Annotated in this window: 22 protein-coding genes; 11 read left to right on the top strand and 11 right to left on the bottom strand. The window is 60.5% G+C overall.

The annotated features are described in order from the left end of the window. The first annotated feature begins 40 nt into the window (after nt 1-40). Entirely contained in the window at nt 41-241 is a 201-nt protein-coding gene (locus ACP7A2_RS05560) for a hypothetical protein (RefSeq protein WP_375066554.1), read from the top strand. Between the two features lie 254 nt (nt 242-495). Here the strand turns inward: ACP7A2_RS05560 and gbcB are convergent, their stop codons facing one another. Continuing rightward, nucleotides 496-1,596: a glycine-betaine demethylase subunit GbcB gene (gene gbcB / locus ACP7A2_RS05555; RefSeq protein WP_375066553.1), complete on the bottom strand. Its 1,101-nt coding sequence runs from the start codon at nt 1,594-1,596 to the stop codon at nt 496-498. Nucleotides 1,597-1,880: 284 nt separating this feature from the next. Between gbcB and gbcA the strand changes: the two genes are divergently transcribed. Next, nucleotides 1,881-3,176 (top strand): glycine-betaine demethylase subunit GbcA, encoded by a 1,296-nt coding sequence (gene gbcA, locus ACP7A2_RS05550; RefSeq protein ID WP_375066552.1) that lies wholly within the window; start codon nt 1,881-1,883, stop codon nt 3,174-3,176. 878 nt (nt 3,177-4,054) lie between these two features. On the opposite strand, the gene ACP7A2_RS05545 is transcribed toward gbcA, so the two are convergent. From ACP7A2_RS05545 to ACP7A2_RS05520, 6 genes are all read right to left on the bottom strand, one after another. After that, nucleotides 4,055-4,825 carry an electron transfer flavoprotein subunit beta gene (locus tag ACP7A2_RS05545; RefSeq protein WP_426133414.1) on the bottom strand — a complete coding sequence of 257 codons (771 nt, stop codon included), beginning with the start codon at nt 4,823-4,825 and terminating at the stop codon, nt 4,055-4,057. Nucleotides 4,826-4,835: 10 nt separating this feature from the next. Beyond that, the gene (locus ACP7A2_RS05540) at nt 4,836-6,056 is read right to left on the bottom strand and encodes an electron transfer flavoprotein subunit alpha/FixB family protein (RefSeq protein ID WP_426133413.1); all 1,221 of its coding nucleotides are present in this window, start codon (nt 6,054-6,056) and stop codon (nt 4,836-4,838) included. After that, nucleotides 6,056-7,999, bottom strand: coding sequence for a dimethylglycine demethylation protein DgcB (dgcB, locus tag ACP7A2_RS05535; RefSeq protein WP_426133412.1), 1,944 nt, complete (start codon nt 7,997-7,999; stop codon nt 6,056-6,058). Before dgcB ends, ACP7A2_RS05540 begins: the two co-directional genes overlap by 1 nt. Nucleotides 8,000-8,199: 200 nt before the next feature. Then, nucleotides 8,200-10,260, bottom strand: a complete 2,061-nt coding sequence (gene dgcA, locus ACP7A2_RS05530; RefSeq protein ID WP_426133411.1) for a dimethylglycine demethylation protein DgcA — start codon at nt 10,258-10,260, stop codon at nt 8,200-8,202. A 15-nt stretch (nt 10,261-10,275) separates the two neighbouring features. Further along, nucleotides 10,276-10,806 (bottom strand): DUF5943 domain-containing protein, encoded by a 531-nt coding sequence (locus ACP7A2_RS05525; protein ID WP_201125557.1) that lies wholly within the window; start codon nt 10,804-10,806, stop codon nt 10,276-10,278. 213 nt (nt 10,807-11,019) lie between these two features. Then, nucleotides 11,020-11,997 (bottom strand): dipeptidase, encoded by a 978-nt coding sequence (locus tag ACP7A2_RS05520; protein ID WP_426133410.1) that lies wholly within the window; start codon nt 11,995-11,997, stop codon nt 11,020-11,022. Nucleotides 11,998-12,217: 220 nt separating this feature from the next. Here ACP7A2_RS05520 and ACP7A2_RS05515 point away from each other — a divergent pair, with 220 nt between their 5' ends. Genes ACP7A2_RS05515 through ACP7A2_RS05505 form a run of 3 tightly spaced genes read left to right on the top strand, consistent with a single transcriptional unit; the run spans nt 12,218 to nt 13,601 of the window. After that, a complete protein-coding gene (locus ACP7A2_RS05515) occupies nt 12,218-12,619 on the top strand; it encodes a lysozyme inhibitor LprI family protein (protein ID WP_348062000.1) in 402 nt (133 codons plus the stop codon). Between the two features lie 40 nt (nt 12,620-12,659). After that, nucleotides 12,660-13,142 (top strand): hypothetical protein, encoded by a 483-nt coding sequence (locus tag ACP7A2_RS05510; RefSeq protein WP_426133409.1) that lies wholly within the window; start codon nt 12,660-12,662, stop codon nt 13,140-13,142. Nucleotides 13,143-13,184: 42 nt separating this feature from the next. Beyond that, a complete protein-coding gene (locus ACP7A2_RS05505; RefSeq protein ID WP_426133408.1) occupies nt 13,185-13,601 on the top strand; it encodes a DUF3010 family protein in 417 nt (138 codons plus the stop codon). Between the two features lie 124 nt (nt 13,602-13,725). Here ACP7A2_RS05505 and ACP7A2_RS05500 read toward each other — a convergent pair whose 3' ends face one another. Together ACP7A2_RS05500 and ACP7A2_RS05495 are read right to left on the bottom strand one after the other, a co-directional pair. Beyond that, nucleotides 13,726-14,904 (bottom strand): AAA family ATPase, encoded by a 1,179-nt coding sequence (locus ACP7A2_RS05500; RefSeq protein WP_426133407.1) that lies wholly within the window; start codon nt 14,902-14,904, stop codon nt 13,726-13,728. 67 nt (nt 14,905-14,971) lie between these two features. Continuing rightward, a complete protein-coding gene (locus tag ACP7A2_RS05495) occupies nt 14,972-15,916 on the bottom strand; it encodes a GlxA family transcriptional regulator (RefSeq protein ID WP_348061997.1) in 945 nt (314 codons plus the stop codon). Between the two features lie 193 nt (nt 15,917-16,109). On the opposite strand from ACP7A2_RS05495, the gene ACP7A2_RS05490 reads away from it, so the two are divergent. From ACP7A2_RS05490 to ACP7A2_RS05470, 5 genes are all read left to right on the top strand, one after another. Next, a complete protein-coding gene (locus ACP7A2_RS05490) occupies nt 16,110-17,054 on the top strand; it encodes a choline ABC transporter substrate-binding protein (protein ID WP_426133406.1) in 945 nt (314 codons plus the stop codon). 78 nt (nt 17,055-17,132) lie between these two features. Further along, complete coding sequence (locus tag ACP7A2_RS05485; protein WP_426133405.1) at nt 17,133-18,020, top strand: 3-keto-5-aminohexanoate cleavage protein; 888 nt, start codon at nt 17,133-17,135, stop codon at nt 18,018-18,020. A 142-nt stretch (nt 18,021-18,162) separates the two neighbouring features. Beyond that, nucleotides 18,163-19,128, top strand: coding sequence for an L-carnitine dehydrogenase (locus ACP7A2_RS05480; RefSeq protein WP_426133404.1), 966 nt, complete (start codon nt 18,163-18,165; stop codon nt 19,126-19,128). A 63-nt stretch (nt 19,129-19,191) separates the two neighbouring features. Further along, entirely contained in the window at nt 19,192-19,668 is a 477-nt protein-coding gene (locus ACP7A2_RS05475; RefSeq protein ID WP_426133403.1) for a thioesterase family protein, read from the top strand. A 376-nt stretch (nt 19,669-20,044) separates the two neighbouring features. Continuing rightward, entirely contained in the window at nt 20,045-20,308 is a 264-nt protein-coding gene (locus tag ACP7A2_RS05470) for a hypothetical protein (protein ID WP_426133402.1), read from the top strand. Nucleotides 20,309-20,403: 95 nt separating this feature from the next. Here the strand turns inward: ACP7A2_RS05470 and ACP7A2_RS05465 are convergent, their stop codons facing one another. Beyond that, a complete protein-coding gene (locus tag ACP7A2_RS05465) occupies nt 20,404-21,507 on the bottom strand; it encodes a GlxA family transcriptional regulator (RefSeq protein ID WP_003216915.1) in 1,104 nt (367 codons plus the stop codon). A gap of 503 nt (nt 21,508-22,010) precedes the next feature. After that, a complete protein-coding gene (locus ACP7A2_RS05460) occupies nt 22,011-23,387 on the bottom strand; it encodes an L-serine ammonia-lyase (protein WP_426133401.1) in 1,377 nt (458 codons plus the stop codon). 414 nt (nt 23,388-23,801) lie between these two features. On the opposite strand from ACP7A2_RS05460, the gene ACP7A2_RS05455 reads away from it, so the two are divergent. Further along, the gene (locus tag ACP7A2_RS05455; protein ID WP_426133400.1) at nt 23,802-24,752 is read left to right on the top strand and encodes a choline ABC transporter substrate-binding protein; all 951 of its coding nucleotides are present in this window, start codon (nt 23,802-23,804) and stop codon (nt 24,750-24,752) included. Nucleotides 24,753-24,768: the final 16 nt, after the last annotated feature.

The raw sequence follows: 24,768 nt of genomic DNA, 5'->3' as shown, positions 1-24,768 counted from the left end.
ATGTTCGGCCGGAAACGGAAATCCAAAAGAGGCTACACCCATGGAATATGTGAGCAGCGGCACCAGCCTGCGAAGCGAAGGCACTGACAGCACCACCATCATCGACTGGGACGAGTTCAGGAAGTACGCAAAAGTCGGTGACACCATCCGCGAGCCCTCAAGGACATTGCGGGTTTACGATAAAGTCTACGAATTGACAGCATCAGGCCAGCACTTCGTCGTTCACATCTACGCCCAATAACCCCTACCCATAACCAACTGTGGGAGCTGGCTTGCCTGCGATAGCGGTGGGTCAGCTACGTACCCCGTGGCGAGCGGGCTTGCCCCGCGTTGGGCTGCGCAGCGGCCCTGGAAAGGAAGAATGCGGTGAGTCAGACAATCTCCGGCCGCTGGTTTGGGGCTGCTGCGCAGCCCAACGCGGGGCAAGCCCGCTCGCCACGGGGATAGCGCTCACCCTATCAGAAAGATTTCCAAAGACCCTGAAAGAGCTCGGGGTTAGAACTCGATGCGCACGTCGCCCTTCGGCACGCTGCAGCACGACAGGATGTAACCCTCGGCTTCGTCTTCCTCGGTGATGCCGCCGTTGTGCTCCATCTCGACCTCGCCCCCCAGCTTCATCACCTTGCACGTCCCGCAAATGCCCATGCCGCAGGCTTTCGGAATCAACAAGCCCAGTTTGGCCGCCGCCGCGTGCACGGTTTCGCCGGGCGCCACGCGAATGCTTTTGCCCGAGGCAATGAATTCCACCTGGTGCAGATCCGCCAAATCGATTTCCGGTGCATCGGCGGCTTGTTCGGCTTGCTCTACCGCGTCGGCACGCGCTTCCGGCGGCGTCGCGCCGAAGGATTCCTCGTGGTAGCGCGTCATGTCGAACCCGGCCGCTTCCAGCATGCGCTTCACCGCGCTCATGTACGGCGTCGGGCCGCAGCAGAACACTTCGCGCTCGAGGAAGTCGGGCACCATCAGTTCGAGCATCTTGTGGTTCAGGTAACCGCGATAACCGGCCCAAGGCTCGCCCAGGCCATGCTTCTCGCAGATCAGGTGCAGGCTGAAGTTGTCGATCCGCGACGCCATGTGCTCCAGCTCGCGGTGGTAAATGATGTCTTTGGGCGAACGGGCGCTGTGGATAAACGTCATGTCGACATTGGCGTTGGTGTCGTAGTACCAGCGCGCCATGGACATGACCGGCGTGATACCCACGCCGCCGCTCAAATACAGCACTTTCGGGTTGCTGAAGTCGATGGCGTTGAACAGCCCGACCGGGCCGTGCACTGCCAATTCCTGCCCTTCATGCAATGTGTCGTGCAACCAGTTGGACACCTTGCCGCCCGGCACACGCTTGATCGTCACCGAGAAGCTGTACGGCACCGACGGCGAGCTGGAGATGGTGTAGGAGCGCATGATCGGCTGGCCTTCGATTTCCAGCTCCAGAGTGACGAACTGCCCAGGCTTGAAAAAGAACAGAATCGGCTGGTCGGCCATGAAGCAGAAGGTGCGCACGTCCCAGGTTTCCTGGATGACTTTGACGCAACGGACGATGTGCCGACCATTGGCCCAGGTCTGGGTGGTTACCGGGTTCAGGAAATTATTGGACATGCTTGCTCTCCACTGCCGATGTTCGGCTTTATGGTGGCGATTCTGCGTAACGCCGCAACCGCCCATTTACCTATCTGCGACATTCACATACTTATCGCGACCAGCCCCCATATCACGGGGGTTGCGCGTCGGGATCAGAGTGGGCCATGTCGCTAATGGACAAGGTTCTGGTGTTCGGCGGCCCCACACTCGCTCACAACAAAGACGCTTTCTTTACGCCTTGCAAAGCGACAACCGTAGCCACTATTCGCCGGCCACACAGAATGGCCCTGAGGACACACACGATGGACGTCACCGCAACCTTAAGCTTGGGCGATCCGCTGGAACCCGCACGCAAGGCCACCGCGCAAATGCTGCAAGAGCGCGAGCGCACCTTTTCGCTGCCGCAGCCGTTCTACTCTGATGAGCGGCTGTTCGATATCGACATGCAGGAAATTTTCCAGAAAGAGTGGTTGATCGCCGGCATGACCTGCGAGATCCCGACCAAGGGCAATTACATCACCCTGCAAATCGGCAAGAACCCGATCATCGTGATCCGTGGCGCCGACGGCGTGGTGCATGCCTTCCACAACGTCTGCCGCCACCGTGGTTCGCGTTTGTGCACCAGCGACAAGGGCAAGGTAGCCAAACTTGTCTGCCACTACCACCAGTGGACCTACGAGCTGGACGGTCGTCTGTTGTTCGCAGGCACCGAGATGGGAGCCGACTTCGACATGAAGCAATACGGCCTCAAGCCGGTAAACGTGAAAACCGCCGGCGGCTACATTTTCGTCAGCCTGGCCGAGAACCCGCCGGCCATTGATGACTTCCTGTCGACGCTGAGCCATTACATGGAACCGTACGACATGGAGAACACCAAGGTGGCGATTACCACCACCTTGTTTGAAAAAGCCAACTGGAAGCTGGTGCTGGAAAACAACCGCGAGTGCTACCACTGCAACGCGTCGCACCCGGAACTGTTGAAAACCCTGCTGGAATGGGACGACGTCACCGACCCGCGCGCCGACCAGGCCTTCAAGGACCACGTCGCCGCATCGGCCGCCGCCTGGGATGCCGAAAAAATCCCTTACGCTCACGCCAGCTTTGGCCTGCGCAACCGCATCGTGCGCATGCCGCTGCTCAAGGGCACCGTGTCGATGACCCTGGACGGCAAGCAAGGCTGCAACAAGCTGATGGGCCGCATCAAAAACCCGGACCTGGGCTCGATGCGCATCCTGCACTTGCCCCACTCGTGGAACCACTGCATGGGCGACCACATCATTGTGTTCACCGTGTGGCCGATCAGCGCCCAGGAAACCATGGTCACCACCAAGTGGATCGTGCACAAGGACGCAGTGGAAGGCGTGGACTATGACGTAGAGCGCATGCGTAAAGTGTGGGATGCCACCAACGACCAGGACCGTCGCCTGGCCGAAGAAAACCAACGCGGGATCAACTCCACGGCTTACCAGCCTGGGCCGTATTCCAAAACCTATGAGTTTGGCGTGGTGAACTTTGTGGATTGGTACAGCGAGCGCTTGCTGAGTAATCTGGGCGCGGCGCCTGCGCCTTATCTCAAGGGCGTGGCTGTGCATGAATAACTGACACACCACAGTTCAACACTGTGGGAGCGGGCTTGCCTGCAATAGCGGCGGTGAATTCACTGCAGTCATCGCAGGCAAGCCAGCTCCCACATTTGGATCTCCACATTGTTCAAGATTTGATCAGTTCTCTCGCAGCCCTTTATAGATAAGCCCTCCAGCCTTTACCCAACAACTTATCCACAGAGCCACCCACAGCAATTGTGGGCAAGTGCGCTCCTCCCTCCAAAATTAATGAAGAAAATCCGTGACTTATTCAAGTTGACGGGTTTCGCACACCTTTGATCATTTATTGATCAACACCTTGAAAGCCACGGTATACGTGCCCTGTAGCACTACGCGAACACCTTATCCACAGAAGCACCAACAGACTTTGGGGGCAACTTTGGTCGTGCTGTGGAAAACCGCCTAAAACCTGCATAAACCGGGGCATTCAGGGTTTTAATTGGATAAATAACACAAATTGATCACCTTTTAACCAACTCACGCAAAGCCTCTGTTTACATGGGCTGCAGCCAGTAGCAAACATCTTATCCACAGAAGCGCCAACAGACTTTGGGGGCAAGTCTGTACCCTTGATAAAAGTTATTCAGGGGAAAACCCGAGGAAAAACCGTCAGTTAGCCTGGTTATTTTTCGTACAGAGGGCTGCAGGGCGCTATATACAGGGGCTGTGGACAAGCGCGAACAGGTTATCCACAGGCGGATCAACAGGGATTGTGGGTAATCCCTCAAAGACTTGCAAAACTCAAAATGGGAACCGGCTTTTCTGTGGGAGCGGGGCTTGCCCGCGATGCAGGCAACTCGGTCTTGAATTAAGTCGAGGTGATGCTATCGCAGGCAAGCCAGCTCCCACACAAGCCAGCTTCCACAGTGCAATCAGCGTACGACGCCTTCTTCTATTAACAATTTGAGAATGGCCTGCGCGCCCGCTTCCGGGCTCAGGCCCTTGAGCACCTGCCCGCCGCCGCCACTGGCTTTGGCGGTCGCAGCCTTCATCCGATCCGCGCCGCTCTTGGCCTTGATCACCTTGAGGCGCTTGGGCCGAGGCTTGGCCGGTTGCAGCAGCGCGCTTGTGAATAACTCATCTTGCTCGATCTCGACGTCATGCGCGGCCAACTCACCGCGCTGCGCCGGGCCGTAGGCGCTTTGGCGTGGCTTGGGCGCGGCGTTATCCACCGTGGCCAGAAACGGCAGCCGCACCTTAAGGCGCCGCCGCTGACCGCGCGGCAACGCTTGCAGCACGTGCGCCACGCCGCCGTCGATGGATTCAACCTGCGCCAGCCCCACAATCAGCGGCCAGCCCAGTTGCTCGGCCAGCAGGAACGGCAACATGCCCGAGCCTTCGCCGGTTTCCGCCTGGCTCCCGGCGAGCACCACCTGGGCGCCCGCCTCACGCAAATAATCGCTGAGCACCGGCAACGCATCGCTGCCCGCCGGTTGTTCCAGCACGTGCAGCTGCGGCACGCCCATGCCCAGGTAGCTGCGCAATGTCGGTTCGTGGATGTCGCCTGCGTGCAGCACCTGCAACTTATCCCCAGCCAATTGCAGGCCCAGCTCGACAGCGCGCGCGTCCTGCTCGGCGCGGCGCGGGCGCCCGGAAGTCGGGTGGGCGCCGATGGACACCAGGCTGATTACATTCGTGGTCATGGCCATATCCTTAAGCCGCGTCGCGCTTGGCGCCGTTGCGGTAGGTCTCAACGGCCGCGATCAAGGCTTGCAGAATCGCGGCGCTTTCGCCAATCACCGACAGGTCGGCACGCTTGATCATGTCGCAACCCGGGTCGAGGTTGATTGCCACCACCTTGTCGCAGGCACCGATGCCTTGCAGGTGCTGGATCGCCCCGGAAATCCCCACGGCCACGTACACCCGCGCCGTGACCCAGGTGCCGCTCGCACCGACCTGACGGTCGCGGGCCATAAAGCCGTCGTCCACGGCCACCCTTGAGGCGCCTTCGGTGGCGCCGAGTGCGGCGGCGGTTTGGTGGAACAGCGCCCAGTCCTTCACGCCATTGCCGCCGGAGAAAATAAATTCGGCTTCGGCCATTGGAATGGCTGCCGGGTCCACCGCCACCGCGCCGAGGTCTTCGATACGCGGCAGGCTGCGCGCCAAGGGTGTGGATAACTCTACGGGCAACACTTCGTGACGGGTTTCGCTGACCGGTTCGGCGCATTCCGCCGCCGCCAGAATCAGGCGCGGCAGTGGCCGGGCCAAATCCTCCTGGCCCGCACCGGCGCGGCCGATGCAGTCTTCGCCCTTGATCTGCCAGACACGTGTGGCCGGGCGTTCCTTGAGGCTTGCGGCAAAGCGCCGGCCCAATTCGCCGCCGCCACTGCGGCTGTCCGGCAGCAACCAATGGCGCGGGCTGAACTGGTTATCCACAGCCCGCAGGCCCTGGACGCGTTGCTCCGGTGAATAACCGTCGAAGGCGTGGCCTTCCAGCACCAGCAGGCGGTCGACGCCCGCCGTGGCAAAGGCACTTTCCTTGTGTTCACCAAACACCACCGCCAGCACCGCGCCGTGGCTGCCGGCCAGTTGCCGAGCCAGGCCGAGCAAGTCGCGGTCGTGGCTGCTCAGGCGGCCGCCGACCATGTCGGGCACCACGTTGATGTAGAACGCCGGTGCCGGAACCTGATGCAGCGGCAACTGCACTTCTACTGCCGTCGTACGCTTGGCTGCGCCGCCCTGCTGAGCGCCGCTGCGGTCGATGCGCTTGATGCCGTTGGGGCCGATGAAACCGGCGCCGTGCACGTTTTTGCGGATGACGCCGTTAGGCCCCATCCAGCTCTGTTGTACCGGCTGCATCGCCGCATGCAGCGGGTGCAGACGGTTGCGGGCGATCCATTCGGCCCGTGGGTCGCGGCGGATAATGTCGCTCATCAGTGCACCTCCGCAGGTTCACGCTGGATGGGAGCCTTGGTGGGCGCTGCATCTTCAAGCAACGCGTCAGCCACCAACTCGGCAATGTCCTTGATCAAGGGGCGCGGTTCCACCACCCCTTCCAGCATCGCTGTGCACTGCGGGCAACCCACGGCCACCAGTTCGGCACCGGTCTCGCGGATGTCGTCCATGCGCATGTCCGGGATCCGTTGCTTGCCGGGAATGTCAGTGATTGGCGCGCCGCCACCGCCGCCGCAGCAGCGTGAACGCAAGCCCGAGCGTTGCATCTCCTTGACCTCGATGCCCAGCGCGCGCAGCACCTGGCGCGGCGCCTCGTACTCGCCGTTGTAGCGGCCCAGGTAACACGGGTCGTGATAGGTCACGCTGTTGCCTTTGTGCTGGCCCAGGTTCAGCGCGCCCTCGCCGATCAGCTCGGCCATAAAGGTGCTGTGGTGCTGCACGAGGTAGTTGCCGTTGAAGGCGCCGTACTCGTTTTTCAGCACGTGGAAGCTGTGCGGGTCGCAAGTGACAATGCGCTTGAAGGCATACTTTTCCAGGGTCTGGATATTGCGCGTGGCCAGCAGCTGGAAGGTGGCTTCATCGCCCAAACGGCGCGCCACGTCGCCACTGTCGCGCTCTTCGAGGCCGAGTACGGCAAAGTCGACCCTGGCCGCTTTCAGCACTTTGACGAACGCGCGCAGGGTGCGTTGGTTGCGCATGTCGAACGCGCCGTCGCCCACCCAGAACAGCACGTCGGTGGTGCCTTTTTCGCTGAGCAATGGCAGGTTCAAATCCGCCGCCCAGTTCAGCCGGCCGCCCGGTGCAAAGCCGCCGGGGTTGTCGGTGGCGATCAGGTTTTCGAGGACTTCGGCGCCCTTGTTCGGTGTCGCGCCTTTTTCCAGGGTGAGGTAGCGGCGCATGTCGACGATGGCGTCCACGTGCTCGATCATCATCGGGCACTCTTCCACGCAGGCGCGGCAGGTGGTGCACGACCACAAGGTCTCGGCATCCACCAGGCCGTTGACGATTGGCTGGTGCGGGTTGCCGCTATGTTCGCCGATGGCTTTGCCTGGGTAGGGGCTGCCAGCGAAGTTGGCATCGGTGCCGCCGGCCAGGCCGACGACCATGTCCTGAATCAGTTTTTTCGGGTTCAGCGGCTGGCCGGCGGCGAAGGCCGGGCACGCCGCTTCGCACTTGCCGCACTGCACGCAGGCGTCGAAACCGAGCAGTTGGTTCCAGGTGAAATCCACCGGTTTCTCCACGCCCAGCGGCGCGGTTTTGTCGCTCAAATCCAGCGGCTTCAAACCGGTGGAACGGCCACCGCCGAAGCGCTCGGCGCGGCGGTGCCAGGCCAGGTGCAGGGCACCGGCGAAGGCGTGCTTCATCGGGCCGCCCCAGGTCATGCCGAAGAACATCTCGCTCACGCCCCACAGCACGCCTACGCCAAGCAGCGCAGCGAGCAGCCAGCCGCCGAAGTCAGCGGGCAGAATCCCGGCCACCGGTAAAGTCACCACAAAGAAGCTCACCGAGAACGCCATCAGGCTTTTCGGCAAACGCATCCACGGGCCTTTCGACAGGCGCGACGGCGGGTTGCGGCGGCGCAGGTAGACAAAGGTGGCGCCGACAAACATCAGCACCGAGGCCAGCAGCAAGGCATAGCCAAGGAGGCGGTTATGCAGGCCGAAACCGTGCACCAGAATCGCCAGCAACGCCGACAGCACAAAGCCCAGGGCGGTGGCGACGTGGGTGTTGGCGATGTATTTGTCGCGGGCCACCACGTGGTGCAGGTCGACCATGTAGCGCTTGGGCATGGCCAAAAGACCACCAAGCAGGTCGACCTTGGACGCGCGGCCACGGCGCCACATGTTCGCCCGGCGCAGAGCGCCGAGGACCGCAAGGCCCAGGGCTGCAAATAAGAGAATAGGCAGTAGGGTGTTCAACATGGTGAAGCTCCCAAAGACCACACAGGCCTTGAATGGGAACCGGATCAATGTGGGAGCTGGCTTGTGTGGGAGCTGGCTTGCCTGCGATGGCATCAACGGGGTCTTAATCTAGACCGAGTTGCCTGCATCGCGGGCAAGCCCGGCTCCCACAGAAAAGCTGGCTCCCACCTTTAGACCGAGTCCACTTTGGTTCGCCGGTATCAGAAATCCTTGCACAGGCGCAGGGCGTCATAGATCGCGGCGTGGGTATTACGCTGCGCCACACAGTCACCAATGCGGAACAGCAAGTACCCCTCGCCCGCCTCGCTCAAACACGGCTGCGGCTTGATTGCGAACAACGCTTCGATGTCCATCTGGCCTTTGTTGCGCGAGCCGCCTTTGAGTGCGTAGTAGATTTCTTCATCCGGGCGCACGCCGTTTTCGACGACGACCTGATCAACCACCCGCTCCTCTTTGGCGCCGGTGTATTCGTTCTCCAGCACCGCCACCAGCTTGTCGCCTTCGCGGTAGACCTTTTCCAGCATCATGTCGCCGGTCATGATCACTTCTTTGGGGTACATGCTGCGGTAGTAGGTGGGGAACGACGTACCGCCGATGGCCACGCCCGGCTTGATGTCGTCAGTGACGATCTCGACCTGGCTGCCTTTGTCGGCGAGGAAATCCGCCACCGACATGCCGGTGAATTCGCAGATGGTGTCGTACACCAGCACGTTTTTGCCCGGCGCAACCTTGCCGTCAAGCACGTCCCAGCTGCTGACGACCAGGCCTTCAGCCGCGCCCCAGTGTTCGTTCTGTTCCAGAAACGGATGGCCGCCGACGGCCAGCACCACCACGTCCGGGCGCAGGTCGAGGATGGTTGCTGCGTCTGCCGCCACGCCCAGGCGCAGGTCGACGTTCAAACGTGCCAGTTCCAGCTGGAACCAGCGCGTGATACCGGCGATCTGGTCGCGTTGTGGCGCTTTGGAGGCGGTGGTGATTTGCCCACCGATGAAGGCTTTCTTTTCGAACAGCGTGACGTCGTGACCACGTTCAGCGGCAACGCGCGCGGCTTCCATGCCGGCCGGGCCGGCACCGACTACCACGACTTTGCGTTTGGGCCCGGTGGATTTTTCGATGATGTGCGGCACACCCATGTATTCACGAGAGGTCGCGGCATTCTGGATGCACAGCACGTCCAGGCCTTGATACTGGCGGTCGATGCAGTAGTTGGCGCCAACGCACTGCTTGATCTGGTCGATCTGGCCCATCTTGATCTTGGCGATCAGGTGCGGGTCGGCGATGTGGGCGCGGGTCATGCCGACCATGTCCACGTAGCCGCCCTCGAGGATGCGCGTGGCCTGGTTCGGGTCCTTGATGTTCTGCGCGTGCAGCACCGGCGCCTTGACCACTTCCTTGATACCGGCGGCCAAATGCAAAAATGGCTCCGGTGGATAACTCATGTTCGGGATCACGTTGGCCAAGGTGTTGTGGGTGTCACAGCCCGAGCCGACCACACCGATAAAGTCGAGCATGCCGGTGTCGTCGTAGTACTTGGCGATCTGTTTCATGTCCTCGTGGGACAGGCCGTCCGGGTGGAATTCATCGCCGCACAGGCGGATGCCCACGCAAAAATCCGGGCCGACTTCCTTGCGCACAGCCTTCAATACTTCCAGGCCGAACCGCATGCGGTTTTCAAAACTGCCGCCCCATTCATCGGTGCGTTTGTTGACCCGCGGGCTCCAGAACTGGTCGATCATGTGCTGGTGCACCGCCGACAGTTCCACGCCGTCCAGGCCACCGGCCTTGGCGCGCGCTGCCGCCGTGGCGTAGTTGCCGATCACGCGCCAGATTTCTTCCGGCTCGATGGTTTTGCAGGTCGCGCGGTGCACCGGCTCGCGGATGCCCGACGGCGACAGCAGGGTTGGCCAATGATCGCCATCCCAGCGCGAGCGACGGCCCATGTGGGTAATCTGGATCATGATCTTGGCGCCATGCTTGTGCATGGCATCGGCCAGGTTCTGGAAGTGCGGAATAATCCGGTCATCGGCCAGGTTCACCGATTTCCACCAGCCTTGCGGGCTGTCGATGGCCACACTGGAAGAACCGCCACAGATCGCCAGGCCGATCCCGCCCTTGGCTTTCTCTTCGTAATACTTCACATAGCGGTCGGTGGTCATGCCGCCGTCGGTGGCATACACCTCGGCGTGGGCGGTACTGAGCACGCGGTTGCGGATGGTCAGTTTGCCGACCTGGATCGGCGCAAACATTGCTTCGAAAGCCATGGCAGGGTCCTCGGCTTACAACGGCTTGACGGTGAACAGGCCGTCGTCGTGGCCCTCTTCGGAGCCTCCGTAGACTTGCTCTGCAACAGTGCGAACCTTGCTGCCACGCGCCTCGAGAATCTGGTCCATGGCACCGGCAAACCAGCCGGTGAACATGTAGTCAACCTTGCGCCCGACCTTGCCGTACACGTAAACAAACGCCGAGTGCTCGAGCTTGACGCTGGCGGTGCCTTTGTCGAGGTCGATGTCCTGGATCTTGAACAGGCCCCAGCCGCGCTGCGACAGGCGCTTCATGTAATGCTCGAACACCGCGACGCCTTCCAGGCCGTGGCATTCGGCTTCTTTTTCACACCAGTGCCAGGCAGATTTGTAGCCAGCCTTGTAGAGGATTTCGGCATAGGCGTCGGCGCCCAGCACTTCTTCGATGCCCATGTGGTTGTTGACGAAAAAGTGGCGTGGCACGTAGAGCATGGGCAGGGCGTCGGACGTCCAGACACCGGTTTCGCTGTCGACTTCGATAGGCAATTGCGGGGCGATTTTGGCCATGGAAACTTAACTCCAGAAAATTCGTTTTCAGTGCTTCGCAAAGCTGTTGCTTTGCTCTTGTAAACAAGCCGTGTGAATGACTTTGGAGCCGTAGCGAGCACGTCGAGAGCAAGGAAGGACCGGAGCGACAAGCGAGACAGTACGGGACGTACGGCGAGTTTGGCGCGAGGACCTGACGCAGCTATCGGCGAGCGGAGTAGGCTCCAGAGTTATTCACTCGCCCCAGACGTCCTTGAGGATGTTGACCCAGTTTTCGCCCATGATCTTGCGCACCACGCGCTCGCTGTGGCCGCGCTTGAGCAGGGTCTCGGTGAGGTTGGGAAACTCGCCCACGGTGCGGATGCCCAGCGGGTTGATGATCTTGCCGAAGCTGGTCAGGCGGCGGGCGTAGCCCTTGTCGTGGGTCAGCATTTCGAAGAAATCCTGGCCATGGCCCTGGGTGAAGTCAGTGCCGATGCCGATGGCGTCTTCGCCGACGATGTTCATGGTGTATTCGATGGCTTCGGCGTAGTCGTCGATGGTCGAATCAATGCCCTTGGCCAAAAACGGCGCGAACATGGTCACGCCGACAAAACCGCCGTGGTCGGCGATGAACTTGAGCTCTTCATCAGACTTGTTGCGCGGGTGCTCTTTAAGGCCGGACGGCAGGCAGTGGGAGTAGCACACCGGCTTTTTCGATTCGAGGATGACTTCTTCGCTGGTCTTGGAGCCGACGTGGGACAGGTCGCACATGATGCCGACGCGGTTCATCTCGCCCACCACCTCACGGCCAAAGCCCGACAGGCCGCCATCACGCTCGTAGCAACCGGTGCCCACCAGGTTTTGGGTGTTGTAGCACATCTGCACCACGCCAACGCCGAGCTGCTTGAAGATCTCCACATAGCCCAGTTGGTCTTCAAACGCGTGGGCGTTCTGGAAGCCGAAGATGATGCCGGTTTTGCCCAGTTCCTTGGCTTTGCGGATGTCGGCGGTGGTTTTCACCGGGATCACCAGGTCGCTGTTCTCGCGGATCAGGGTCTGGCTGGCGACGATGTTGTTAATCGTGGCCTGGAAGCCTTCCCACACCGACACGGTGCAGTTGGCGGCGGTGAGGCCACCTTTGCGCATGTCCTCGAACAGGTCGCGGTTCCACTTGGCAATGATCAGCCCGTCGATAACGATGCTGTCGGCGTGCAATTCGGCTGGGCTCATCAGGCGTCCCCTTATTGGCGATTCATGCGCCGAATCGTCTGCCGGCGCTTTGGGGCCAGCATATGCCCAGGGGCTGAACGAACCGGGTGCAAAAACGACAGGGGAATTGCCGAAAGCGTCAATCCGCGACAAAGGCCTGCATGACATCTCCTACTGGCGTCTGTTCTTTGTCCCACGCTTGAGCCAGAATTTGCGTCATCACCTGACATGAGACGGCGCAATGAAATCGATTTTCCTGGCTTTGGCACTCATCGCAACCGGCGTCCACGCGGCCGAAGACACCGACCACACGCCTTGCGATGGCATCGAAAACGACAAGCAAACCCTGGAATGCGCCACCTTCAACAAGACCACCGCAGACCAATTGCTTAAAGATAACTATCAAGGCCTGCTCGAACGCATGGGTTCGACCTATGGCAGCAACAAGTCGCAACTGGCCGACATTACCGCTCGTCTGAAGGATGCCCAGCAAAAATGGGAAAAATTGCGTGACGCTGATTGCGCAGTGGACACCTTCCCGACGGTGACGGGCAGCAAGGAATATGCGATTCAACAGAACGATTGTCTGGCGCGGATGAGTGATGAACGGTCGGAGTTTTTGGAGTCGATTGGTCAGGAATAATCAGGTTTCAGGCTTAACACACTGTTGAAAAGGACTTCATATGTACTACCCACGCGAAGCGCAGCGCGACTTTCTGTTCACGCGCGCCACCATGCTGTTTGTTGCCACGCTGGTATTGGCACTGATGCTGTTTCTGTCCAAAGACCGGGGCGCACCTTATGCCTTGATCAAGGCGGCACCCGTGGAGACGACGGGGCAGGTCACTCAACTGGAAGCGATCGGCGACTGGGGCACCATTACCAATGTGTATTACCGCTTCAAACATGACGATCTAAACGAAGAAGGCATGGTGAGCACCAGCGGCTATGCGGGCGGCCCGGTTTATGAAGTCGGCAGCCCGGTACAAGTGGTGTACTCAAAGTGGTTTCCTGAAGTTCACAACATAAAGGAGAACTTCAGATCAGGTTCGTGGAACTTCTACATCATGAGCGCGAGTGCGGCCTTGATACTGTTGTGCCAGATCGGGATGTTCTGGACGTTGCGCCAGATCTATCGGCACAAGGAAGAAGATCGCCGTTACTGATAAGGTTGCTCCGCCAATCTCTCTCCCTCAATAGGCTATTGCATGACCATTTGCGGCATCGAAATCAAAGGCAGCGAAGCGATCATCGCCGTCGCCTCGCTCGACAACGGGGCACTGACGCACGTCGCCCTGGCCACCAAGAAAATCGCCCTTGAAGACGACGATGAAGCGGCCAACGTCAAAGCCTTCGCCGTTCAGGTGAAGGCTTTTGTGCAGGCAAACGCCATTACCCGCATTGCGATCAAAAAGCGCAGCAAAAAGGGCGAGTTTGCCGGTGGCCCGACCACGTTCAAGCTTGAAGGCGTGTTTCAGCTGCTGGAGGGTGTGGAGGTGACGTTGCTGTCGCCGCAGACCATCAATGCGCAGTACAAGAAGCACGGCTTTGAGCTGCCGGCTTCGCTGAACAAGTATCAGCATGAAGCCTTCAAGGCCGCGTGCTCGGCTCTGCTAAAGAAATAAGCCACACTACGGTTCAATGTGGGAGCTGGCTTGCCTGCGATAGCGGTGGGTCAGCCAGAACATGCTTTCACTGATACACCGCTATCGCAGGCAAGCCAGCTCCCACAGGCGTTCCGTATTGCATTCAGCTGGGTGCACGGCCTCTGTGCCGCAGCCAATCCCCAAACGATTTGTCCTCCAGCGCATAACCCCCTCGGCCAGACTTCCACACCAGCTCCTTGTCACGCAGCGCATCAATACAGGCCTGAATGGTCTGGGTGCCCGGTACCACGTCACTGCCCATATCCTCCAGCTTCTTGCTGACCGCCGTGAGGGTGCTGTCGGTGAACGGTGCAAAGGGTTCGTTGGTTTGCGAACGCTCCACCATCACCTCCAGCACCGCACGTTGCGGGATGGTCAGGGCGTTCCAGGCACTTTCGAATTCAGTCCACACACCCGCGCGCAAGAGTTCGGCGCGGCTGTGCAGCAGTTGACCCAGGTTGCTGGCCTCGCCCAACTCCAGGGCGACCTCACCGATGATGGTGCGCAGCATTTCCGGGCGACGGCCTACCAACTCAAACGCCTCATCAATATCGGTCGCATCGAACTGGTTAGTCGTTGCCAGATGCGCATTGAGATGCGCGGTGTAGGCTTGGGTGAATGCTTTACCCAGCAGTGGAAACGGCGTGATGCTGGAACCGAAAAATGGCTGGCTTTTACCCAGTACCAAATGCGCCAGCTTGTCGCGATTGGAGCCGGTGAACACTAGACGCAGGCCACTGCCTTCCTCATCGCGGCCTTGATTGAGCTGATCCCGCGCGGCCTTCAACGCAAACATCGCATTGACGCCCGACTCGCTGGTCAATGCGTGCTGCGCTTCGTCTATCACCAGCACGACAGGTTTTTCTGCCGCGCTGTGGAGCAATTCCAGGGCTTGGGTCAGCGTCGCGCCGGCAGGCAATTGTGGCGTGCTGAAGTCCCAGGACAGGGTGCGCAAAAAACTGAGTTTTTCGATGCCAATGTTCTTCGCCAGTTTGCGGATACCCTTTTCATAGGGAGCCAGCGCAGCGGCAATCGCGCTGGCGATCAACTGCGCAGGGTCTTTCTCTTTGTCGGCCCACAGATCTACATACACCGTCAGCCACCCCCTGAGTTGACACTCGGGGATCAGGTCTTCACGCAAAAAGGTGCTTTTTCCAGTGCGCCGGGGGGCCGCGAGAAACAGGCCCGACGTGAAATCCTGAATACCGGCCCCCACCAAACCATCGGCAATACTGCTCGCCAGGGCGGGGCGGCGAAACACAAAGCCGCTGTGTTTGGACATGATTTATACTCAATTATTAAAACAACTATAAATTATAGCCATGAGTATAATTGACTATAATTGCCCGTCAAACCACCTCCCGTCGCCGATCCTCCCTCGGGCACTTCGCGAACCGCGCTCTATAGCTGCGCGTGAAGTACGACGGCGACTCGAACCCGCATGCAATGCTCACCTCCAACACGCTCAGATCGCTCTGGCGCAATAACTGCCGGGCTTTTTCCAGGCGCAGGCCGAGGTAAAAATTACTCGGTGTGTCATTCAAATGCAGACGAAACAGCCGCTCCAGCTGGCGACGGGTGACCTTGATCGCATCGGCCAAGGCTAAGGTGCTCAGCGGCGGCTCGGTGTGCTGCTCCATCTCGCCGATCACCTGCACCAGTTTCTTGTTGTTGATGCCGTAGCGCGTGGCGATCTGCATGCGCTGGTGGTCTTTGCGCGGGCGGATGCGGCTGAGCACGAACTGCTCAGAGACCTGGATCGCCAGCTCCGGGCCGTGGGACTGGGCGATCAGGTCGAGCATCAGGTCGATGGAGGCGGTGCCGCCCGCGCAGGTGATGCGGCGGCGGTCGATCTCGAACAGTTCCTGGGTCACGGTGAGCTGGGGATAGGACTCCTTGAACGCGTCGATGGCTTCCCAGTGCAGGGTCAGGCGATGGCCGTCGAGCAGGCCGGCTTCGGCCAACACGCAGGCGCCGGTGTCGATGGCGCCGAGGGTCACGCCGTCGTGGTCGAGGCGGCGCAGCCAGTGTTCCAGCGCGGGCGTGGCGAACTTCAAGGGTTCGAAGCCTGCGACCACCATCAACGTCGCGCCCTTTTTCAGCGGCTCCAGCGCGGCGTCGGCGTTGACCGACATGCCGTTGCTCGCCAGCACTGCGCCGCCGTCGGCGCTCAATACGTGCCAGCGGTACAGCTCACCGCGAAAGCGGTTGGCCACTCGCAACGGCTCCAGCGCGGAGATAAAGCCAATCGCCGAAAACCCCGGCATCAGCAAAAAATAGAAATCCTGGGACATGGTGGCGCTCTCGTCGTACGGGCAGCGTGGCACTGTGATACTCCCGTTCACGGGCGGATTCAAGGGGCTAGGTCGCTGCAGTGCAAGAGCGGGTCGCCGCCGTGCGTTTTGTCATCCCCAGGCTTGCGTAACTTGGCCTCACGGCGCACAAAGACGCCGGACCCCACAATAACGACCTGCCGAGGGATCCACCATGAACCGACTGATCAGCCGCTGCGTGCTCGCACTCAGCGCCAGCGCCATATTGAGCACGAACGTACTGGCCGCCGATGCGGCGTCTTGCCAGAACGTGCGCATGGGCGTGGTGAACTGGACCGACGTAATCGCCACCAGCGCCATGACCCAAGTGTTGCTCGACGGCCTCGGCTACAAGACCAAACAAACCAGCGCCTCTCAGCAAATCATCTTCGCCGGTATCCGCGACCAGCGCCTGGACCTGTTTTTGGGTTACTGGAACCCGCTGATGACCCAGACCATCACGCCATTCATCGACGCCAAGCAGGTCAAGGTCCTCGACAAACCGAGCCTGGAAGATGCGCGCGCCACCCTCGCCGTACCGACTTACCTGGCGGACAAGGGCCTGAAAACCTTCGCCGACATCGCCAGGTTCGAAAAAGAACTGGGCGGCAAAATTTACGGCATCGAGCCAGGCTCGGGCGCCAACACCCAGATCAAGGCGATGATCGCCAAGAACCAGTTCGGCCTGGGCAAGTTCCAGCTGGTCGAGTCCAGTGAAGCGGGCATGCTTGCCGCCGTTGATCGCGCCGTGCGCCGCAAGGAAGCCGTGGTGTTCTTTGGCTGGGCGCCGCACCCGATGAACGTCAACGTGGCGATGACTTACCTCACCGGCAGCGACGACGCGCTGGGCCCGAACGAAGGCATGGCCACGGTGTGGACGGTTACCTCGCCGACCTACGCCGAGCAGTGCCCGAATATCCACAAACTGCTGACCAACCTGACCTTCACCGCCGCCGACGAGAGCCGCATGATGCAGCCGTTGCTGGACCACAAGGACGCCTTCGAGTCCGCCAGGCTGTGGCTCAAGGATCACCCGCAAGACCAGGCGCGCTGGCTGGACGGCGTGACCACCTTCGACGGCAAACCGGCTGCAGCCAATCTGCAACTGACTGCCAAATAACCTGATTCGACTCACCGTGTCGCAGCCGCTTCTGGCTGCGAACGGCATCACTACGCCCGCCTGCAAGGAACCTGCCTCATGAACCACGACGTCATCATCACCTGCGCACTCACCGGTGCTGGCGACACGACCGCCAGAAGCCCACACGTGCCGGTCACCCCCAAGCAAATCGCCGCCGCCGCCGTGGAAGCTGCCAGGGCCGGCGCGACGGTTGTGCACTGCCATGTGCGCGACCCGCAAACCGGCAAGTTCAGCCGTGACGTCGCCCTGTACCGCGAAGTGATGGAGCGCATTCGTGAGGCTGACGTCGACATCATCGTCAACCTCACCGCCGGCATGGGCGGCGACCTGGAGATCGGCGGCGGCGAGAACCCGATGGAGTTCGGCCCCAACACTGACCTGGTCGGCCCGCTGACCCGCCTGGCCCACGTTGAAGAGCTGCTGCCGGAAATCTGCACCCTGGATTGCGGAACGCTGAACTTCGGCGACGGCGACACCATTTACGTCTCCACCCCGGCGCAATTGCGTGCCGGCGCCAAACGCATTCAAGCGCTGGGTGTTAAGCCCGAGCTGGAAATTTTCGACACCGGCCACCTGTGGTTCGCCAAACAGATGATCAAGGAAGGCCTGCTCGACAACCCGCTGTTTCAACTGTGCCTGGGCATTCCGTGGGGCGCACCGGCTGACACCACCACCATGAAAGCCATGGTCGACAACCTGCCCGCTGACGCAGTGTGGGCCGGGTTCGGTATTGGCCGCATGCAAATGCCGATGGCCGCGCAAGCGGTGCTGCTGGGCGGCAACGTGCGGGTCGGCCTGGAAGACAACCTGTGGCTGGACAAAGGTGTGCTGGCCACTAACGGCCAGTTGGTGGAACGGGCCAGTGAAATCCTCAGCCGCCTGGGCGCACGGGTCATGACCCCGGCGCAAGGCCGCATCAAGATGGGCCTGACCAAGCGCGGTTAACTCCCACACACCACACCACCCTGTGGGAGCTGGCTTGCCCGTGATAGCGGTCAGTCAGCCACCGACTCCATCAGCTGACACACCGCTATCGCAGGCAAGCCAGCTCCCACATTGAATCACCGAACTCTTCAGGAATTTTGCCATGAGCTTTATCACCGAAATCAAAACCTTCGCCGCCCTCGGCAGCGGTGTCATCGGCAGCGGCTGGGTCTCCCGCGCCCTCGCCCACGGCCTGGACGTAGTCGCCTGGGACCCGGCGCCCGGTGCCGAAGCCGCGTTGCGCAAACGCGTCGCCAACGCCTGGGGCGCGCTTGAAAAACAAGGCCTGGCGCCCGGTGCTTCTCAAGACCGTCTACGCTTTGTCGCCACGATTGAAGAATGCGTCAAAGACGCCGACTTCATCCAGGAAAGCGCCCCGGAACGCCTGGAGCTGAAACTCGAATTGCACAGCAAGATCAGCGCAGCCGCCAAGCCGAATGCATTGATCGGCTCAAGCACCTCTGGCCTGTTGCCGAGCGAGTTCTACGAGGGTTCGACCCACCCGGAGCGCTGCGTGGTCGGCCACCCATTCAACCCGGTTTACCTGCTGCCGTTGGTGGAAGTGGTCGGCGGTAAGAACACGGCACCCGAAGCGATTCAAGCGGCGATCAAGGTGTACGAATCCCTCGGCATGCGCCCTTTGCATGTACGCAAGGAAGTGCCCGGCTTCATCGCCGACCGCCTGCTCGAAGCGCTGTGGCGTGAGGCGCTGCACCTGGTGAATGACGGCGTGGCAACCACCGGCGAAATCGACGACGCAATCCGTTTTGGCGCCGGGCTGCGCTGGTCGTTCATGGGCACTTTCCTGACCTACACCCTCGCGGGCGGCGATGCCGGGATGCGGCATTTCATGGCACAGTTCGGCCCGGCGTTGCAGTTGCCGTGGACGTACCTGCCGGCGCCGGAGCTGACCGATAAGTTGATTGATGATGTGGTGGAGGGCACCAGCGATCAGTTGGGTAAACACAGCATTTCGGCGCTGGAGCGCTATCGTGATGATTGCCTGTTGGCGGTGCTGGAAGCCGTGAAAACCACCAAGGCCAAACACGGTATGAGCTTTGCCGAGTAACCCATGTGGGAGCTGGCTTGCCTGCTCCCACAGTTGACCGAGTACTGATCCGGAATCCCAGACATGCCTGCATTGATGACCTACACGACTAAAATCCAGCCCGACTGGGTCGACTACAACGGCCACCTGCGGGACGCGTTTTACCTGCTGATCTTCAGCTACGCCACCGACGCGCTGATGGACACCCTCGGCCTTACCAGTGAAAACCGCGAAGCCAGCGGCCACTCGCTGTTCACCCTCGAGTTGCACCTGAACTACCTGCACGAAGTGAAACTCGACGCCGAAGTCGAGGTGCACACCCAACTGATCGCCCATGACGCCAAACGCCTGCACCTCTATCACAGCCTGCATCGGGTGGGCGACGACAAAGAGTTGGCAGGCAACGAACAGATGCTGCTGCACGTCGACCTCGCAGGCCCGCACTCGGCGCCGTTTACCGAGGCTACGCTGGAAAAACTCACGGCCATCAGCGCCGAACAGGCAGACCTTTCACGCCCTGCCCTGCTCGGCCGAGTGATTGGGTTGCCGCCTAAAAAATAATCGGCAGTGGACTGAGGTGCGGCCATCGCAGGCAAGCCAGCTCCCACATTTGACCGTGTTCACATCGCTCACTGTGGGAGCTGGCTTGCCTGCGATGGGGCCAGCACATCCCCCCCAAATCCCGGCCAAAAAAAGCCCCGATCAAGCCGTGACAAGATCGGGGCAGAGTGCTTTGTGTGAGCGTGACATCCCGAGGGTGACCAAACCATCAAGCTGTTTGCTGGCATTCAGTGTGCCTGTTACTTCTTTTGGTAAATGACCCGAAAACGACCCTTTCATAGCCATACAAGCCATTCACTGATTCTGCCCTTGCCGACCGACCGGGGGCCTTCCAGAATCCAACTCAGTCCCCGCTCCCTACACCAGGATGAACGTCATGATGCACGCGGATTTGATTGACCAGGATGACCTGCTGGGCCAACTGCGCTCGCTGGGTTTTGAAGTGTCCCACGGCGCCACAGCCGAACAGGCTTGCGAGTGTGCGGTGCGCGGTTTGAACCCGGCACGGGCCAAGGCGCTCAAGGGCATGGTGGAGCAAATGTACAGCGGCAGCGCGACGATTTTGCCGGCGGTGAGGCAGGCGATCGATAAGCAGTTGTTGCCGGCTTTGGTGCAGTTCAAGCAGAATTCTGGCGCCTGATAGATCGCCATCGCAGGCAAGCCAGCTCCCACATTTTGATGTATGAACACAGTCATATGTGGGAGCTGGCTTGCCTGCGATAGAGGCGACTCGGTCTAGAGCCTTACACTCGCAAACGTCGACTCATTGCGCGCCTGGCTCAACGCCGACAACGGCCCCGACAACGGTGACAACACCAGCGCCTGCGGGATCGGCATCATCGCCACTTGCTGGGTAGTGTTGGACCCTACGCGCTCATCCCGTGGCGGAATGCCAAAGTATTCGCGGTAGCACTTGGAGAAGTGCGGCGTGGACACAAACCCGCACACCGACGCCACTTCGATAATCGACATCGGCGTTTGCTTGAGCAACTGCCGGGCACGGATCAGGCGCAGCTTCAAGTAATAGCGCGACGGCGAGCAATGCAGGTATTTCTGGAACAGGCGCTCCAGTTGACGACGCGACACGGCGACGTACACCGCCAGCTCATCCAGATCGATCGGCTCTTCCAGGTTGGCTTCCATCAGCGCGACGATTTCCTGCAGCTTTGGCTGGTTGGTGCCCAGCATGTGCTTGAGCGGCACGCGCTGGTGATCCTGTTCGTTGCGGATGCGTTCGTACACAAACATCTCGGAGATGGCTGCCGACAATTCACGGCCGTGGTCGCGGCTGATCAGGTGCAGCATCATGTCCAGCGGCGCGGTGCCGCCCGAACTGGTGAAGCGGTTTCGGTCGAGGGTGAACAGGCGTGTGCTCATGGCCACGCGCGGAAAAGCTTCCTGCATCGACGCCAGGCATTCCCAGTGCACGCTGCAATCAAAACCATCAAGCAAGCCGGCGCACGCCAGGGCCCAACTGCCGGTGCACACGGCGCCGAGGCGGCGGGACTGGCGCGCCTGGCTCTGCAGCCACGACACGTGTTCACGGGTGACGGTGCGCTGGATGCCCACGCCGCCGCACACAATGACGGTGTCCAGGGCCGGGGCTTTGTGCATGGAAGCATCGGGAGTGATCTGCAGGCCGTCGCTGGCCCATACCTGATTACCGTCGACGCTCAGGGTGGTCCAGCGATACAGCTCGCGGCCGGACAGCTGGTTGGCCATGCGCAGCGGTTCCACGGCCGACGCCAGGGAAATCAGCGTGAAATTGTCCAGCAGCAAAAAGCCGATGGATTGAGGCGCACGGTTCTGGGGTTGGGCCCCTGAGTTGAACGACGTCATCGCGGTATCTCCTCACACAAAGCGGGTGATGGCCTCAGGCGAGGCTCTTGTTATTGCACTCGGCTCCAGCGAGGAGAGAGGCTTTGTGTTGATAGAGCAATTGCCATGCCTAAAATTGAATAGCCATTCAATAACTCCTGAAAACGACCTGATGATGCGTCTATATAAGCCCGCGCGGGAAGTGCGGGATATGCCCCGAAACAGGCGCAGCAGCGGCTCTGCTCAAGGGGTGTGAGCAGTTCGGTAGCACTTGTGGGAAGGCGCTTTGCGGGCGTAGGAAACGTCTGTCACCACACGCACGGGAGACGGGTGGCCGGGAGGAAAATCGTTCGGGCGCAACTTATCTGTTTGCGACGCGCTAAAAGGTGGCGTGATGGGATCCGGGTGTTCACTTTATGAGCAGTAGTGCCTGGGCCACCGCCATCGCAGGCAAGCCAGCTCCCACAGGGATATGCATTGCACAGGTGGGAGCGGGCTTGCTCGCGAATGCAGGCGACTCGGTCTCAACACTCCACCGCACTCACCGCCAAGCCCCCGCGTGATGTCTCTTTGTACTTGTCGTGCATATCCGCCCCGGTATCGCGCATGGTGCGGATCACTCGGTCCAGGGAGATAAAGTGCTGGCCGTCACCGCGCAGGGCCATCTGCGCGGCATTGATCGCCTTCACCGCCGCAATCGCATTGCGCTCGATGCACGGCACTTGCACCAGCCCGCCCACCGGGTCGCAGGTCAAACCGAGGTTATGCTCCAGGCCAATTTCGGCTGCGTTGCACAGCTGCTCCGGCGTGGCGCCGAGGATTTCAGCCAGCCCGGCGGCGGCCATGGCGCAGGCCGAACCGACTTCACCCTGGCAACCGACTTCAGCACCCGAGATCGACGCATTCTTTTTACACAGAATGCCCACCGCCGCCGCGCCGAGCAGGTAGTCGACCACGTTGGCTTCGGTGACCTCTTCGCTGAACTTCATAAAGTAATGCAGCACCGCCGGAATAATCCCCGCCGCGCCATTGGTGGGCGCCGTGACCATGCGCCCGCCGGCGGCGTTTTCCTCGTTCACCGCCAACGCAAACAGATTGACCCATTCCATGGCGCTCAAGGTCGAGCCAATCACATTCGGCTTGCCCAGTTCCTGCAAGCTGCGGTGCAACCTGGCGGCGCGACGGCGTACGTTAAGCCCGCCGGGCAGGATGCCCTCGTGCTTGAGGCCCTGCTCCACGCAATCTTGCATGGCGCGCCACAGCTTCATCAGGCCGCTGCGGATGTCCTCTTCGCTGCGCCAGGTTTTTTCGTTGGCCAGCATCAATTCGGCAACGCGCAGGTTGTGGGTTTTGCACAGCTGCAACAGCTCTACCGCGCTGGAGAAATCATAGGGCAGCTCGGTGCGGTCCATGTCCGCCACGCCGCTCTGCGCCTGGGCCTCATCCACCACAAAACCACCCCCGACCGAGTAGTAAGTGTCGCGGTGCAATTCACCCGCCTCGCCATACACCACCAGGGTCATGGCGTTGGGGTGGAACGGCAGGTTTTCATCGAGCAAACGCATGTCGCGTGCCCATACAAATGGCACTGGCAAACGCCCATCGAGCAACAGCGTGTCGGTCTCGCGCAGGGTGTGAATGCGCAGGCCGATTTGCGCCGGATCAATCGCGTCGGGCCACTCGCCCATCAGGCCCATGATGGTCGCGGTGTCGCTGCCGTGGCCGATGCCGGTGGCCGATAAAGAGCCGTACAGCTGAACTTCAACGCGCCTGACCTGTTCCAACAGTTCACGTTCACGTAACCGTTGAACGAACAACGCCGCGGCGCGCATGGGGCCGACGGTGTGAGAACTAGAAGGCCCGATGCCGATCTTGAACAGGTCGAAAACGCTGATAGCCATTGCCGTGCAACTCCGCAGGTGAACAGGCCTGGCACCAACGAGCTGCTACGCTCAGATCGCCCAGATGGCGGCATCATCAGGCTTTTTTTGCCCCTCGCGGCGTCTCACACCGACGTAACCATGCTCACCAGCGCCGCTCGCGGGCGATGCGACGTTTTGGCCGTTTTTAGCGGTGCAGATCGACAAAACCTGCGGTTTTGCCGTTTGAAAAATCTGTAAGCGACGTCACCGACACTGGATACGACCATCCCTGTACTGGATACGACGCCCCCTGTAGGCGTCAGATTTTCGCTGGTACATGATCAGTCTCGACTCGTTTGCAAGGCACCGTGCCGTCGCCTCATCGCACGCACCAACCGCAACACTTATAAAGCGCGGCGAAGGCCGCCAGAAAAAACACAGGAGTCTAGCCCCATGAAAGGTTCACCCCAGTTGTTGTTGGCCGCCATGCTGAGTCTGCCAGTCCTGGCGAACGCTGCAGAACCGGCACAATGTCAGACTGTTAACTTCTCCGATGTCGGCTGGACCGACATCACCGTCACCACCGCCACCACCAGCGAAGTCCTCAAGGGCCTGGGCTACAAGCCGCGCACCACGATGATTTCGGTACCCGTGACTTACAAGTCGCTGGCGGATGGCAAGAACATGGATATCTTCCTCGGCAACTGGATGCCGACCATGGAAAACGACATCAAGCCCTACCGTGATGCCGGCACCGTGGAAACCGTACGCGCCAACCTTGAGAACGCCAAATACACCCTCGCGGTCCCTGAAGCGCTGTACAACAAGGGCCTTAAAGACTTCGCCGACATTGCCAAATTCAAGGATGAGCTGGGCGGCAAGATCTACGGCATTGAGCCTGGCAACGACGGCAACCGCACCATTCAAACCCTTATCGACAAAGACGCGTTCGGCCTGAAAACCGCTGGTTTCAAAGTGGTCGAGTCCAGCGAAGCCGGGATGCTTTCGCAGGTAGAACGCGCGACCAAACGCGACCAGGCCATTGTGTTCCTCGGCTGGGAACCGCACCCGATGAACACTCGCTTCAAGATGAAGTACCTGACCGGGGGTGACGATTCGTTCGGCCCCAACTACGGCCAGGCCACCATCTACACCAACGTTCGCAAGGGCTACACCCAGGAATGCAGCAACGTCGGCCAGTTGCTGAAAAACCTGTCGTTCACCCTGAACATGGAAAGCACCCTGATGGGTAACGTCCTGGACGACAAACAAAAACCCGACGCCGCCGCCAAGGCCTGGCTCAAGGCCAACCCGCAAGTGCTCGACACTTGGCTCGCCGGTGTGACCACCGTTGATGGCAAACCGGGTCTGGAGGCCGTTAAAGCTTATCTCGCCAAACAGTAATCGCTGACCCCGGGCC

The sequence above is a fragment of the Pseudomonas sp. PWP3-1b2 genome (assembly GCF_049896045.1).
Lineage (GTDB): Bacteria > Pseudomonadota > Gammaproteobacteria > Pseudomonadales > Pseudomonadaceae > Aquipseudomonas > Aquipseudomonas antarctica_B.
Note: the sequence above shows the minus strand (reverse complement) of the source record. Positions and strands in the feature narration are given on the sequence as shown.